We start from the raw sequence: 14400 nt of genomic DNA, 5'->3' as shown, positions 1-14400 counted from the left end.
TTGATTATCCGTTATAGGGAGTCGGCATAGAGTTCTATGACATGCCTGACGCTCATGTCGGCTCCTTTTTGTGACAGCATGTCCGTGATCTGGAGCATGCAGGCCGGGCAGCTGGTGGCCGCCACCTTGGCCTTGGACGCGATGATGTTGTCCGCCTTGCGGCTGCCGATCTCGCGGGACAGCTCGTAGTGGGCGATATTGAAGCTTCCGCCGCAGCCACAGCAGGTGCCCGCGTCGGTCATTTCCTTGAAGTCGCACCCGGCCGCCTTGATCAGGGTCCGGGGCTGGGCCGTGATGCCCAGGGAGTTCTTCAAGTGACAGGGATCATGGTAGGTCACACTCCTGCCGCCTGCAAGCTCCTTGGGTTCCACTTTCAATACATCCACCAGGAACTGGCTGATGTCCATGGTTTTCCGGGCCAGCACGCCGATGTCGTAGGTCCGGGAGGAATCGCCCTTGTACATGTGGGGCCACAGTTCCTTGATGGTCGAGGTGCAGGAGGCGCAGCCGGTGACCAGGTAGTCGAACTCGCCTTCCTTCAGGATGTCGACGTTCATGCCCACCAGGGTGTCGAAGGTGGAGGTGTCGCCGCTGGACAGGACCGGAATGCCGCAGCAGGCCTGGCCCGAGGGCATGTACACGCCCACACCGTGGTGCTTGAGCACCTTGAGGATGGCCTCGCCCACCTGGGGGTAGATCTTGTCGATGACGCAGCCCACGTAGAAGGCCACGCGCAGGCCGGAGGATCCGGCCGGGGTGTCCATCTCCGGGACGATCTTGCGAAACGGTTTGCTGGCCAGGGTGTTGAAGTGCCGGTCGGCGATGATCGGCGCGTTGAACCGGGCGCAGGATGAACCGAGCATATCGTCCACCTTCTTGGTGAAGATCCCCTGGAACTTGGCGCCCATTTCGGTCAGGGCGTTGAACAGCTTGGGGTTCTTCAGCAGGCCGCGGAAGATGGCCTTCTTGGCCGGAGACAGGCCGAAGTAGCCGGTCATGATCGCGCGGGCCTTGAGGAAGATGTCCATGACGGACACGCCGGACGGGCAGTTGGCCTGGCAGGTGCCGCAGAGCAGACAGCGGTTGAGCTTCTCGTTGACGCCCTCCGGATCGGTGAGCATCTCGGAGGCGAGGCCGTCGAGCAGGGCCAGCTTGCCCCGGGTGACGTCGGTTTCCTTGCCGCTCAGCTTGAAGATCGGACAGACCGCCTGGCACATGCCGCAACGCATGCACCCGACCAGCTGGTCGTCCAGTTCCTTTAACATTTGTGCGAGTTTATGAATATCGGCCATGGTGATCACCTATTCGGCGCCGACGATCTTATCGGGGTTGAGGATGCCTTTGGGATCGAGAACGGACTTCATGCGGCGGGCGTAGGCCAGGGTGGCCTTGGAGGTCTCCTGGGCCAGGTACTTGGACTTGGCCAGGCCGATGCCGTGCTCGCCGGACAGCGTGCCGCCCATGGACAGGGCCTTGTCGAAGATCATGTCGATGCCCTTTTCCACGCGTTCCCACTCTTCCTTGTTGCGCTTGTCGGTCAGGATGGTCGGGTGCAGGTTGCCGTCGCCCGCGTGGCCGAAGGTGCCGATGGTCAGGTCGAGCTTCTTGGCGATTTCTTCCAGGGCCTCGATCATGGCCGGAATCTTGGAGCGGGGCACGGTGGCGTCTTCGAGCACGCAGGTGGGCTTGAGGTTGGCCAGGGCGGGCAGGGCGTCGCGGCGGGCCTGCCAGACGGCGTCGCGCTCGGCGGCGTCCTTGGCCACGTGCAGCTCGGTGGCGCCGTTCTCCTTGCAGATACGCTCGACCACGGCGGCCTCGTCGGCGACCTGGCCGGGGTGGCCGTCCACCTCGATGAGCAGCAGGGCGGCGGCATCGACGGGAAGGCCCGCGCCGCGGAAGTTCTCCACCGTGCGGATGGTGAAGTTGTCCATCATCTCCAGGGTGGCCGGGACGATCTTGTTGGCGATGATCGAAGCCACGGTTTCGGAGGCGGCCTTCATGGACGGGAACACGGCCATCATGGACTTGGCGGCCTGTGCCGGGGGAACGAGTTTCAGGATGATCTTGTCGAACACGCCCAGCGTGCCCTCGGAGGCGACCATCAGGCCGGCCAGGTTGTAGCCGGTGACGCACTTGACGGTCCGGGAGCCGGTCTTGACCAGTTCGCCGTTGACGTCCCAGAAGTCCATGCCCATGACGTAGTCCTTGGTCACGCCGTACTTCAGGCCGCGCAGGCCGCCCGCGTTCTCGGCCACGTTGCCGCCCAGGGTGGACACGGCCTGGGAGCCCGGATCCGGGGGATAGAACAGGCCGCGCTTGGCCACTTCGGCCGCGAACTGGGCGGTGACCACGCCGGGTTCGACCACGGCGTACATGTCGGCCTCGTTGATCTCGAGGATGCGGTTCAGGCCGTTGGTCAGGACCACCACGCCGCCGGGATGGGGGATGGTGCCGCCGGACAGGTTGGTGCCCGCGCCGCGAACGGTCAGGGGCAGGCCGTTGTCGTTGCAGAGCTTGGTCACGGCGCCCAGGACCTCGCTGGTCCTGGGACGGACGACCAGGGCGGGCATGACAGAGTCGAGGACGGCGGCGTCGTAGGAATAGGCGTGACGGTCGGTCTCGCCGGTCATAACGTTTTCGGCACCGGCTATGGTTTCGAATTCTTTGATTATCGCTTCTTTGGTCATGGTCGACTCCTAAAGAAAAATTGTGATCCCCGTGGGAAGTCCCGGGGCTTGTTTCGTTATGGGGTGAAGCAGGCGGACACTTCGGTTGACGGTTGAACGGGAGGCGGGCGTTTGCCCGCCTCCCTGTTGATCTCCAGGGTTAGAACAGGCCGGGCAGGAACACGAAGCTCATCAGCGAGGCCACGATGCCGACCACAACGCCGTACAGCAGGAAGGGCCAGATGGTCCGCTTGAGGATCAGGCCTTCCATGCCGGACAGACCGACAACGGCGCAGGCCGCCACGATGTTGTGGATGCAGACCATGTTGCCCATGCCGCCGCCGACAGCCTGCGCGGCCACGATGATCTGGCGCGGCAGCTCGAGCTGGGCTGCGACGCCCCACTGGAACTCGGCGAAGAGCAGGTCGGAAACGGTGTTGGAACCGGTGATGAACGCGCCCAGACCGCCCACGAAGGAGGCCACCATGGGCCAGGCGTTGCCTGCGATGGCGGCCACTGCCTTGGCCATGGCCAGAGGCATGGACGGGTAGGAGTGCGGGTTCAGGGCGGCGTCGGCGATGCCGGAACCGCGGAAGATGGAGACAAGGGCGACCGCCGCGAACAGGGCGATGGTCGGGTTCTTCATGGTCTTGATGGCCTGGGACCAGGACAGCTTGACCTTGTCGGCGGGCATGCCGTGGATGAGCACGGTCAGCAGGGCGACCAGGATGAACGGAATGGTACCGGGCAGGTACAGGTAGGCGATGGAGGCATTGACGGACTTGAAGCCCAGGATGCTGGTGAACTTGATAGCCTGGCTGGCCAGCATGCCCTTGAGACCGAGCTCGGGGATGCGGGTCACGACCAGGATCAGGCCGATCAGGATGTAGGGCAGCCAGGCGCGGAACTGGCTCATGTGGGCCTTGAACTCGGAGGCGTCCGCGGACACGGAGCCGGTCCATTCGGGATCCCACTTGGCCGGATCGCCGAAGTCCCAGTTGTTCTTGGGCATGCAGAAGCCCTTCTTGGCGCCGACGATGATGATGCCCAGGCCGATCAGACCACCGATCAGGGACGGGAACTCGGGACCGACGTTCCAGGCGAAGATCAGGTAGGGGATGGTGAAGGCCACGGCGGCGAAAATGCAGAACTTCCAGGCGGCGAAGCCGGGCTTCCAGCTGCGCTCGGGGCCGAAGAAGCGGGTGATGAAGCCGAGCATGAAGATCGGCAGGATGAAGATCATGGCCAGGTGCATGAGGGTGGCCCACTGGCCGACCAGCATGATGAAATCGCCCATGTTGGCGAAATTCAGGCCCGGGGTGCCGGCCTTGACCGCGGCGTCCACGCCGGGAGCCAGGAACTTCAGGCCCAGGACGACCGGGGTGCCGACCGCGCCGAAGGTGACCGGGAAGGAGTTGAAGACCAGGCAGATGATCGCCGCGGCCAGAGGCGGGAAGCCCAGGGAGAGCAGCAGCGGGGCGGCCAGGGCGGCCGGGGTGCCGAAGCCGGCGGCGCCTTCGATGAAGGCGGCGAACATGTAGCCGATGATGATCGCCTGGATGCGGCGGTCCGGGGTGATGTTCTGCATGCCGTGCTGGATGGTCTCCATGCCGCCGGAATGCTGCAGGGTGCGCAGGATCAGGATGGCGCCGAAAACGATGATCAGGATGCCGATGGCCGTGACGAAGCCCTGCAGGGTCAGGGCGGCGACATAGGCCACGGGCAGGCTCCAGGCCAGAACCGCGCCGGCTGCGGCGGTCAGCCATGCCAGGGGCATGGCTTTGGTGGCGGGCCAGCGCAGGCCGACCATGAGTACGAGCGCCACCAGGATGGGCAGCAGCGCGATTAACGCGAGCACTTCATTAGACATTCAAAAAACCTCCATAGGTGTGAGGAGCGGTCCTCACGGTTTGAACAGATGTGCGGGACGGGTCAGGCAGAAGCCTCCGCAACACCCCGTCCCGCACATGCCTCTAACTATTATCTGCCGTCGTCGCAGGGTTCACCGGAACCCGGGGCTTCGGCCGACACGCCGGTTTCGCAGGCGGCAGGCTCATCCAGCTCGCCTTTGCCGTAGTCGGCATCGGCCAGGTAGGTGAGGATGGCGTAGCGATCGGCGTAGTCCTTTTCCAGTTTCGCGCGGAACGCCTTGGACAGTTCCGGATGGAACCGTTCCAGCATGGCGTAGCGGTTTTCGCCGGACAGGAACTCCTGGAGGGTTCCGTCGGGAGCCTTGGACTCCAGGATGAACGGGTTCTTGCCCTGTTCGGCGAGTTCGGGATTGAAGCGGTACAGGGGCCAGTAGCCGGAGGCCACGGCCAGCTTCTGCTCGAGCTGGGTCTTGCCCATGCCCTTCTTGATGCCCTGGTTGATGCACGGGGCGTAGCAGATGACCAGCGAGGGTCCCTTGTAGGCCTCGGCCTCCTTGAAGGCCTTGATCAGCTGCTGCTTGTCCGCGCCCATGGCCACGGAGGCCACGTACACGTAGCCGTAGGTCATGGCCATGCGGCCCAGGTCCTTCTTGCCGGTGCCCTTGCCCGCGGCCGCGAACTTGGCGATGGAGCCGAGCGGGGTGGCCTTGGAGGACTGTCCGCCGGTGTTGGAGTACACCTCGGTGTCCATGACCAGGATGTTCACGTCCTTACCCGAGGCGAGCACGTGGTCCACGCCGCCGTAGCCGATGTCGTAGGCCCAGCCGTCACCGCCGAAGATCCACACGGATTTCTTGGTGAACAGATCGGCGTCGGCCGCGATGGCCTTGAGGTTCTCGTCGGTGGCGCCGTCCAGCGCGGCCTTCAGGGTCGCGCCCGCCTCGGCGGAAGCCTCGGCGTCGTCCTTGGCGGCCAGCCAGCCCTCCAGGGCGGCCTTGACGTCGGCGGAAGCGCCGCACAGGGCCTCTTCACACTTGGCGACCAGGGTCTTGCGGCGGTTGTTCACGCCCATCTCGATGCCGAAGCCGAACTCGGCCGCGTCCTCGAACAGGGAGTTGCCCCAGGCCGGGCCGAAGCCGTCGCGGTTGGTGCAGTAGGGGGTGGAGGGAGCCGAAGCGCCCCAGATGGAGGAGCAGCCCGTGGCGTTGGCGATGATCATGCGCTCGCCGAACAGCTGGGTCAGGACCTTGACGTACGGGGTCTCGCCGCAGCCCGCGCAGGCGCCGGAGAATTCCATGAGCGACTGCTTGAACTGGGAACCCTTGACGGAATCACGCTTGAAGGCGTCCTTGTAGGACACGGTCTCGGAGAAGTCGAAGTTGGGCACCTGCGCATCGGTCTGGGTGGCGATGGGCTTCATGACCAGCGCCTTTTCCTTGGCCGGGCAGATGTCGGCGCAGTTGCCGCAACCCAGGCAGTCCATGGTGTTGACCTGCATGCGGTACTTCATCCCCTTGACTTCCTTGCCCTTGGCGTCCTGAACGGCGAAGGAGGCCGGGGCGTCCTTCATTTCGTCCTCGGTCACCAGGACCGGGCGCAGAGCGGAGTGCGGGCAGATGAAGGCGCACTGGTTGCACTGGATGCAGTTGTCGATGATCCACTCGGGGACCTTGATGGCCACGCCGCGCTTCTCGTATTTGGAAGTGGCGACCGGCACGGTGCCGTCCTCGGAGAACACGGAGACCGGCAGGTCGTCACCCTTCTGGGCCAGGACCGGGCGCATGATGTTCTTGACGTAATCGGGCTCGTTGGCGTCGGTCTTGGCGTCGTCGGCCAGGCTCGCCCAGGCGGCCGGGACCGGGATCTCGACGATGGCGTCGGAGGCCCTGTCCACGGCGGCGCAGTTCATTTCGACGATCTTCGGGCCCTTCTTGCCGTAGGCGGCTTCGATGCCGCCCTTGAGCAGGGAGACGGCCTGGTCGAACGGAATGACGTCGGCCAGCTTGAAGAAGGCGGTCTGCATGACCATGTTGATGCGGCCGCCCAGGCCCACTTCACCGGCGATCTTGACCGCGTCCACGGTGTAGAACTTGAGCTTCTTCTCGGCGATGGTCCGGCGCATGGCGGCGGGCAGTTCCTTGTCCATCTCCTCGGCGGTCCAGGGGGAGTTCAGCACGAAGGTCCCGCCGTCCTTGATGCCGTCGAGCACGTCGTACAGGTGCACGTAGCTCGGGTTGTGGCAGGCCACGTAGTCGGCGGCGGTGACCAGGTAGGTGGACTGGATGGGCTTTTCGCCGAAGCGCAGGTGGGAGATGGTGATGCCGCCGGACTTCTTGGAGTCGTAGGCGAAGTAGCCCTGCGCGTACATGTCGGTGTTGTCGCCGATGATCTTGATGGCCTGCTTGTTGGCGCCGACCGTCCCGTCGGAACCGAGACCCCAGAACTTGCACTGGACGGTGCCTTCAGGGGTGGTGTCCAGGGTCCCGGTCGTGACGAGGGAGGCATTGGTGACGTCGTCCTCGATGCCCACGGTGAAGTGGAGCTTGGGGGCGTCCGCCGCCATGTTGTCAAACACCGCCTTGGCCATGGCCGGGGTGAACTCCTTGGAGCCCAGCCCGTAGCGGCCGGCGGTGAGGACGGGGCCGTTGCCCTGTTCCAGGAACACGGTGCTGATGTCCTGGTACAGCGGATCGCCCAGGGCGCCCGGCTCTTTGGTGCGGTCGAGCACGGACACGAACTTGGCGGTATCGGGCAGCACGGCCAGGAAATGCTTGGCCGAGAACGGGCGGTACAGGCGGACCTTGATCAGGCCGACCTTTTCGCCCTCGGCGACCAGGCGGTTGACCACTTCCTCGATGGTCTCGCAGGAGGAGCCCATGGAGATGATCACGCGCTCGGCGTCGGGCGCGCCCACATAGTCGAACGGCTTGTAGTCGCGGCCGGTCAGGGCGGAGACCTTGTTCATGTACTCCTCGACGATGGCCGGGATGACCTCGTAGTGGGAGTTGGAAGCCTCGCGGCCCTGGAAGTAGATGTCCGGGTTCTGGGCGGTGCCGCGAACGTCCGGATGTTCCGGGTTCATGGCGCGCTTGCGGAAGGCGGCCACCTTGTCCATGTTCAGCAGGGGCTTCATGTCGGCGTAGTCGATGGTCTCGATCTTCTGGATCTCATGGGAGGTCCGGAAGCCGTCGAAGAAGGAGACGAAGGGCACGCTGGCCTCGATGGTGGACAGGTGGGCCACCAGGGAGAGGTCCATGACTTCCTGGACGCTGGCTGCGGCAAGCATGGCGAAGCCGGTCTGGCGGCAGGCCATGACGTCCTGGTGGTCGCCGAAGATGGACAGGGCGTGGGCCGCGATGGCGCGGGCCGACACGTGGAACACGCAGGGCAGCAGTTCGCCCGCGATCTTGTACATGTTCGGGATCATCAGCAGCAGGCCCTGTGAGGCTGTGAAGGTCGTGGTCAGCGCGCCGCCGGCCAGACCGCCGTGCACGGCGCCCGCGGCACCGGCCTCGGACTGCAGCTGGCGGACCTCGACGGTCTGCCCGAAAATATTCTTGCGGCCTTGCGCGGCCCATTCATCGGCTATCTCCCCCATGGTGGACGAGGGCGTGATGGGGTAGATGGCGGCGGTTTCACTCATGGCATAGGCCACCCAGGCGGCGGCGGTGTTGCCATCCATCGTTTTCATCTTGGACATTCGTACTTCTCCTATTGTGGGTCGTCGGAATTTCTTGGCGTCCGCCGAGCGGACCCGTTCATTTGATGACACGATCCTTACTCAACATCCGTGCCAACTTTGTGAATTTTAAAATCATCCGGAATTGCGATGTGTTACGGGAATGTGGCGCTGGGAGAGGAGATCCCGGAAATAGGTGCAGTCTGAAAAATAGGACGGAACGGCCGCTGCGGACATGATAAAGTTCCGGCTTTGGGGCCGTTCCATCCGTGACGGGCGCGAGCGGACAAAAAAAACCGGCCTGTCCGAAAAAAAGGACAGGCCGGAATACGTCGGAATACGGGGATATCTTGTGTCATCGCGCAGAGGTTCCGGCCCAGGCCGGACCGGCCGCGAGTATCTTTTCGTGGATCGGGCAGGAGTCCACGTGCGCCCCTTTCAGGTAGCCGGAACTCATGAGGAATTCCCCCACGATTTCGCCGCCCACGAATTTGAAGCGTTTTTTGAAGAGCTTGACCCATTCCGCCTTGTCCAGGGGATGGTGGGCGTCCAGCCAGTCTTTGAACGAGCCGTGCTCCCGCTGCAGGTCGAGGATGGCGCCCGCATTGTGGATGGCCGCGTTGACCTTGAGTTTGTTGCGGATGATCCCGGCGTCGGCCAGGAGCCTGGCCCGGTCCGATTCCCCGTACGCGGCCACGGTGGGGATGTCGAAGCCGTGGTACGCCTTGCGGAAGTTCTGTTCCTTGTTGAGGATAGTCCGCCAGCTTAGCCCGGCCTGGTTGATCTCCAGGACCAGCAGGGCGAAGAGTTCGGTGTCGTCCGTGACCGGGAAGCCGTACCGGGTGTCGTGGTAGACGCGGTCCACGTCGTCCTTGTCGCGCGCGGCGCAGAAGTCGCAGTAGGAATCGAAGTCGGCCATCAAATCTCCTAGAGGGACAGGCCGTACTTCTTGAGCAGGCCGTAGAAGTGGGAACGGGAGAGCTTGGAGACCTCGAGGATGCGCGGCAGGTCGCCGTCGCACTGGCGGATGAGCTCGCCCAGGTAGACCTTCTCGGCCGTGCTCTTGAAATCCCGCAGGGTGGGCAGCTCCTGTTCGAAGATGTCCTCGAAGATGTCCTGTCCGATTTTTCGGACAGGCTCCGTATAGGGCGCGGGCGGCTCCTCTTCGGGCGCGGCATTGGTCATGCGCTCGATCTGCGCCTTGGCGATCTGGATGCGCAGTTCGCGCGGCAGATGCATGGCGTAGAGGGTCTTTTCGTTGCCCGAGGTGACCACGGCCCGCTCCAGAATGTTGAACAGCTCACGCACGTTGCCGGGCCAGTCGTAGCTCTCCAGGGCCGGATTGAAGTCCGAGCCGAAGGATTTGGGCGGCATGCTGTACTGGCGGCAGAGCTGGCTGACGCGATAGGTGCACAGGGACTTGATGTCCTCGGGCCGCTCCCTGAGGGGCGGCAGGTGGATGTGCATCGTCTTGAGGCGGTACAGCAGGTCCGACCGAAATGTCCCCTTTTCGACCATCTCGTCCAGGTCCCGGTTGGTGGCCGCCACCAGGCGGAAGTCGCTGGTCTGCTCGCGGGTGTCGCCCACCGGGCGGAAGGTCCGTTCCTGCAGGACGCGCAAAAAGGCCTTCTGCATGGACAGGGGCATCTCGCCGACCTCGTCCAGGAACAGGGTGCCGCCGTCGGCCAGCTTGACCAGACCGATGCGGTCGCTCTGGGCCCCGGTGAAGGCTCCCTTGCGGTGGCCGTACAGGGTGGATTCCAGCAGGGATTCGGTCAGCCCGGCGCAGTCCACGACCACGAAGGTGCCGGACTTGCGCTTGGAGTTGGCGTGGATGGTCGAGGCGAACAGCTCCTTGCCCGTGCCGGTCTCGCCGGTGATGAGCACGTTGGTCTCGGACCGGGCCGCCTGGGACAGGAGGTTGAAGCTGACCTTGATGACCGGGCTGTCGCCGACCACGCCGTTCAGTTCCAGGCCCCGGTCGCCGTCGCGGCCGCGCTTTTCCTCGTGGTACTTGAGCGCCCGGCCCAGGGTCAGGGAAATCTCGCGGATGCTGGACGGCTTGAGCAGGTAGTCCCAGACCCCGCCTCGGATGGCCAGCTCAGCGCCGTCGGGGTCGCCCTTGCCGGTCAGGATGATGACCTCGGGCGGATCGGGCATGGCCATGATCTCGGGCAGGATGTCCAGCCCGTTGCCGTCGGGCAGCCGGACGTCGAGAAAGATCACGTCGAAGGCCTTCTTGCGCATCATCCGCAGCCCGGAGTCCAGGGTGTGGGCGGAGACGCACTCATGGGTCAGCCTGGTGATCAGGCTCTCCATGGTCTCGCAGACATCGAGGTCGTCATCTATGATCAGTATCTCCGCCACGTCACTCCCCTTGCTTTTCCTCGCTCAACACCGTGCTGATGGCTCTGGACAAGTCCTGCTTGTCATAGGGCTTGATAACCACGAGACGGATGTTCGGCAAGTCCACGGCTGCGGATACCGCGTCTTCGCGGCCGGAAATGAGGATCACGGGCAACCCCGGCTCGATGACCGCCAGCCGCCGGGCCAGCTGGGTTCCGCTCATGCCGGGCATGTCGTAGTCGGTGATGACCAGGTCGAATTCGCCGGGCATGTCGTTGACCCTGCGCAGGGCCGACAGCGGGCTCTCCTGGCCTTCGACCACGTAACCCATGGTCTCGAGCAGGCGCGGCGTGGTCTGGAGCTGGTCGGTGTCGTCCTCGACGAACAGGATGTGCGCGCCCAGGTTGTGCGGCACTCCGGTCAGGTCCACGTCGCTGCACAGGTCCGCGTCGCCCTTGGGCAGGTAGATGGAGAAGGTCGTGCCGCCGCCCTCTCGCGGGCCCACCAGCAGGCCGCCCTTGTGGCTGCGCACGATGCCGTGGACGACCGCCAGCCCCAGCCCGGTGCCCTCGGTCTTGTCCTTGGTGGTGAAGAACGGGTCGAAAATCTTGTCCACGATGTTCTGGGGGATGCCCGGCCCGTTGTCCTCGACCACGAGGCGGACGTACTCGCCCGGGTACAGCCCGAGGATGTCCGCTTCCTCGCCCGAGACCTCGGCTTGGTCCAGGCGGACCTCGATGGTCCCGCCCGTGCGGCGCAGGGCGTGGAAGGCGTTGGTGCACAGGTTCATGACCACTTGGTGAATCTGGGTCGGGTCCGCGTTCACGCAGGACAGGTTCTCCTTGATGCTGGAGCGGACCTCTATCTTGCGGGGCATGGAGGATTCCAGCAGCCCGATGGCCTCGGTGATGACCGCGCCCACGTCCGTGGGCCGGAACCCCTCGGTGGAGGGGCGGCTGAAGGCCAGGATCTGCTTGACCACCCGGCCGCCGCGCCGGGCCGCCTTGAGCACCCGCTCCAGGTCCCTGGTGGTCATGGACTCGGGGTCCAGGTCGCCCACGGCCAGTTCGGTGGAGTTGATGATGCTGGTCAGGATATTGTTGAAATCATGGGCGATGCCGCCGGCCAGGGTGCCGATGGCCTCCATCTTCTGGGATTGCAGCAACTGCTTTTCCAGGTTCAGCTCGGTGGTGATGTTGTCGGCCATGGAGAGCACGCCCACGATCTGGCCCGAGCGGTCGTTGATGGGCACCTTGGTGACCTCGATCCAGGCCGGATTGCCCGCCGCGTCGGCCAGCTTGCGCCGCTCCTTGCGGAAGGCCTGGCCCTTGCGGATGACGGACTTGTCCGCGCCCGATTCCCAGGACGCATACTCCAGGTCCTGGATGACGTCGTGGGTGTTCCGGTTGGCCATGCCCGTCCCGTGCTCCAGACCGAAGAACTCCGAGAAGGCCCTGTTGGTGCCGAGGTAGCGCCCGTCAGCGTCCTTCCAGGACACCAGTTGCGGAACCGTATCCATGAGGGTCTCCTGAAAGGCGAGCTGGTCCTTGATCTTGCGCTCCACCTTGCGCCGCTCGAGCATGGTCAGGGTCAGGAAAATGAGGACCAGGACCAGCAGGACGAAGCTGACCATGATCGTCCAGAAAACTTCCTTGGAGAGTTCGTAGAACGCCTTGGGAGCGTTGATGATGTGACTCCCCTCGGGCAGCAGGTCCATGTCCAGGTGAAGCCGCTGCATGACCTGGTAGTCGAAGATGTATTGCCCGGTGGTCTCGCGGAACACGGGGATGTCGTCCGCAGGCTTGCCGTCCAGGATCTCCATGGAAATCTCGGCGGCCCGTTTACCGTGCAGGTAGCCGGAGAGCATGTTCCCGCCCACCGCGCCGTTGCCCGCCAGGAACTCCCAAGCCGTGTAGATGGGCACCGGGGACCGGGCGTAGATGGCCTGCATGGCCTCCTCGGCGGTCAGGAAGCGGCCGTCGATGACCTGGTAGTAGGGAATGAAGAAGAGAAAGGTGTCTTCGGGCAGGTGGGCCACCCGGTCGAGCACGTTTACGAGGGACATGTCGGTCCAGTACTCGGTGTCCAGCGGCGTCTTGTAGCGCGCCAGCTGGTTCTGGACCTGGCGCTTGATGGCCGCTCCGGCCGTGGAGGAGTCGCCGACCACGACGATGCGCCGTTTGTCCGGGTGCAGGCGCAGGGCCACGTCCAGGGTCTTGGACAGGTCGAAGCTCTCGATGACGCCCGTGGCGTTGTCCGAGTCCGTGTCGTCTGTGTTCAGGAAGTTCACGCCGCAGTAGACCAGGGGCACACCCGGAAAAAGGATGTCCCGGTACTGGGTGACGAAGGAATAGGCGTCGTTGTCCGAGGTCATGATCAGGTCGAACTTCTCGTTCTTGAACTTCTCCCTGTACAGCCGCAGGAGCATGCGGGTGACGTCCTCGTAGTTGTATCGCTTGGCGTCCATGTACTCGATCTGGAGGTCGATCTTGTAGTGGCTGTTCTCCAGGACCGAGCGGATGCCGCGCATGATGGCGTCGGACCACTGGTAGCCGTGGTGATAGGAGTTCAGGCAGAGGACGCTCTTCTTGGGTTTTTCGACCGCGCCGAGGACCGGCCGGGCGGGCAGGACGCAGAGGCAGGAAAGCAGCAGGGTCAGACAGAGTATTTTACGCATTGTGGCTCTTTTTGGCATTTCTCGTGCATAAGGAAAATCACGCAAACGGCGTTGCCTGGGCGCATGCAAAGGTTGGGCCTTTGCGCTCCAAAGTCAAGGCGGCGCGCTCCGGGCGGCATCACCTTCTCCCGGAAAATCGGTCAAGGGAATGATATATTTCCGAGAATTGGGGTGACAAAATGGTAAACCGTGATTACACTGTTTTGTGTAAACAAGTGTCTATCGCACGCCGTTTTGTGCATCTTGTTTGAATTGTTACACTTCAAGGAGAGTTCAAGTGGTCAGACACATCGTCATGTGGACATTGAAGGATGAGGCCGAAGGCCGGACAGCCAAGGAAAACGGCGCAAAGATGAAGGAAATCCTGGAGGCGCTCATGGGGCGCATCGAGGGGCTCAGGCATATCGAGGTCAGCGCGGACATCGTGGCCGCCGACCCGGAGTGCCACGCGATTCTGTGCTCCGAGCACGACGATGTGGATGCCCTGAACCACTATCAGGATCACCCGGAGCACCAGGCCTGCGTCGCCTTCATCAAGAAGGTCGCCTCGGGCCGCAAGGCAGTTGATTACATGATTTAGGGAGGTCTGGCCGGGATGATTCCGGCGGACCGCAACACGAGGGGTGAATCCTAACCCACGCGGCCTGAGAGGGAAGGAAGGCCGCGTCAAGGAGGACGCCATGTCCATGCGTTTTGACCAGGAGCGGAAGCGGATCATCTGCCGCTGGGAAGAACCCACCAAAGTGGTGATGAACAAGAAGGAAGGCCTGATCAACCGGTCCAGGATGATTACCGTCAAGGTAAACGACAACGGCAAGTTGAACAGCAAGGATCGTAAACGGCACGCGGACCATCCCATGTTTCCGATCATCAGCCGTTTCAACCAGATGCTCAATTCCATCGAGTGCTATCCGAAGTGCGAGAACGAGTACCGCTGCGCGGTCTGCGGCGCCACGCGCGGCGTCAGCCCCCACTTCGATACCGAGAGCCAGTCCATCGTCTGGCTGTGCAAGGAGCATCTGGACAATTCGCCCAAGCTGGACGCCTAACATTCGGGTCGTACCGGGCCGCGCAGGCGGTCCGTACGGCCTTCCGTGTCCGGAAAAACGGACTGCCCGGCGCACTCGCCAGTACCATGGCGGGTGCGCCTTTTCTTTTGGC

Annotated in this window: 9 protein-coding genes; 2 read left to right on the top strand and 7 right to left on the bottom strand. The window is 63.6% G+C overall.

From position 1 onward, the window contains the following. Positions 1-11 precede the first annotated feature (11 nt). The 7 genes from BerOc1_RS02660 to BerOc1_RS02630 all read right to left on the bottom strand — a co-directional run bounded on the left by BerOc1_RS02660 (position 12) and on the right by BerOc1_RS02630 (position 13239). A complete protein-coding gene (locus BerOc1_RS02660; protein ID WP_071544498.1) occupies positions 12-1292 on the bottom strand; it encodes a (Fe-S)-binding protein in 1281 nt (426 codons plus the stop codon). A gap of 9 nt (positions 1293-1301) precedes the next feature. After that, the gene (locus BerOc1_RS02655; protein WP_071544166.1) at positions 1302-2687 is read right to left on the bottom strand and encodes an FAD-binding oxidoreductase; all 1386 of its coding nucleotides are present in this window, start codon (positions 2685-2687) and stop codon (positions 1302-1304) included. A 139-nt stretch (positions 2688-2826) separates the two neighbouring features. Beyond that, positions 2827-4536 carry an L-lactate permease gene (locus BerOc1_RS02650; RefSeq protein WP_071544165.1) on the bottom strand — a complete coding sequence of 570 codons (1710 nt, stop codon included), beginning with the start codon at positions 4534-4536 and terminating at the stop codon, positions 2827-2829. 110 nt (positions 4537-4646) lie between these two features. Further along, a complete protein-coding gene (nifJ, locus tag BerOc1_RS02645; RefSeq protein ID WP_071544164.1) occupies positions 4647-8237 on the bottom strand; it encodes a pyruvate:ferredoxin (flavodoxin) oxidoreductase in 3591 nt (1196 codons plus the stop codon). A 334-nt stretch (positions 8238-8571) separates the two neighbouring features. Next, the gene (locus BerOc1_RS02640; RefSeq protein ID WP_071544163.1) at positions 8572-9135 is read right to left on the bottom strand and encodes a DNA-3-methyladenine glycosylase I; all 564 of its coding nucleotides are present in this window, start codon (positions 9133-9135) and stop codon (positions 8572-8574) included. Between the two features lie 8 nt (positions 9136-9143). Continuing rightward, entirely contained in the window at positions 9144-10583 is a 1440-nt protein-coding gene (locus tag BerOc1_RS02635; RefSeq protein WP_071544162.1) for a sigma-54-dependent transcriptional regulator, read from the bottom strand. Between the two features lies 1 nt (position 10584). Continuing rightward, the gene (locus BerOc1_RS02630; protein WP_071544161.1) at positions 10585-13239 is read right to left on the bottom strand and encodes a hybrid sensor histidine kinase/response regulator; all 2655 of its coding nucleotides are present in this window, start codon (positions 13237-13239) and stop codon (positions 10585-10587) included. A gap of 277 nt (positions 13240-13516) precedes the next feature. Here BerOc1_RS02630 and BerOc1_RS02625 point away from each other — a divergent pair, with 277 nt between their 5' ends. Continuing rightward, positions 13517-13819: a Dabb family protein gene (locus tag BerOc1_RS02625; protein ID WP_071544160.1), complete on the top strand. Its 303-nt coding sequence runs from the start codon at positions 13517-13519 to the stop codon at positions 13817-13819. 100 nt (positions 13820-13919) lie between these two features. Then, on the top strand, positions 13920-14288 hold the full coding sequence (locus BerOc1_RS02620) for a hypothetical protein (RefSeq protein WP_071544159.1): 369 nt from the start codon (positions 13920-13922) through the stop codon (positions 14286-14288). The last annotated feature ends 112 nt before the right edge of the window (positions 14289-14400 follow it).

The sequence above is a fragment of the Pseudodesulfovibrio hydrargyri genome, from assembly GCF_001874525.1.
GTDB classification, from domain to species: Bacteria; Desulfobacterota; Desulfovibrionia; order Desulfovibrionales; family Desulfovibrionaceae; genus Pseudodesulfovibrio; species Pseudodesulfovibrio hydrargyri.
Note: the sequence above shows the minus strand (reverse complement) of the source record. Positions and strands in the feature narration are given on the sequence as shown.

Excerpts from the sequence above, each read along its gene's own strand:
- BerOc1_RS02660 (WP_071544498.1), bottom strand. The coding sequence starts at position 1,292 with ATGGCCGATATTCATAAACTCGCACAAATGTTAAAGGAACTGGACGAC.
- BerOc1_RS02655 (WP_071544166.1), bottom strand. The coding sequence starts at position 2,687 with ATGACCAAAGAAGCGATAATCAAAGAATTCGAAACCATAGCCGGTGCC.
- BerOc1_RS02650 (WP_071544165.1), bottom strand. The coding sequence starts at position 4,536 with ATGTCTAATGAAGTGCTCGCGTTAATCGCGCTGCTGCCCATCCTGGTG.
- nifJ (WP_071544164.1), bottom strand. The coding sequence starts at position 8,237 with ATGTCCAAGATGAAAACGATGGATGGCAACACCGCCGCCGCCTGGGTG.
- BerOc1_RS02640 (WP_071544163.1), bottom strand. The coding sequence starts at position 9,135 with ATGGCCGACTTCGATTCCTACTGCGACTTCTGCGCCGCGCGCGACAAG.
- BerOc1_RS02630 (WP_071544161.1), bottom strand. The coding sequence starts at position 13,239 with ATGCGTAAAATACTCTGTCTGACCCTGCTGCTTTCCTGCCTCTGCGTC.
- BerOc1_RS02620 (WP_071544159.1), top strand. The coding sequence starts at position 13,920 with ATGTCCATGCGTTTTGACCAGGAGCGGAAGCGGATCATCTGCCGCTGG.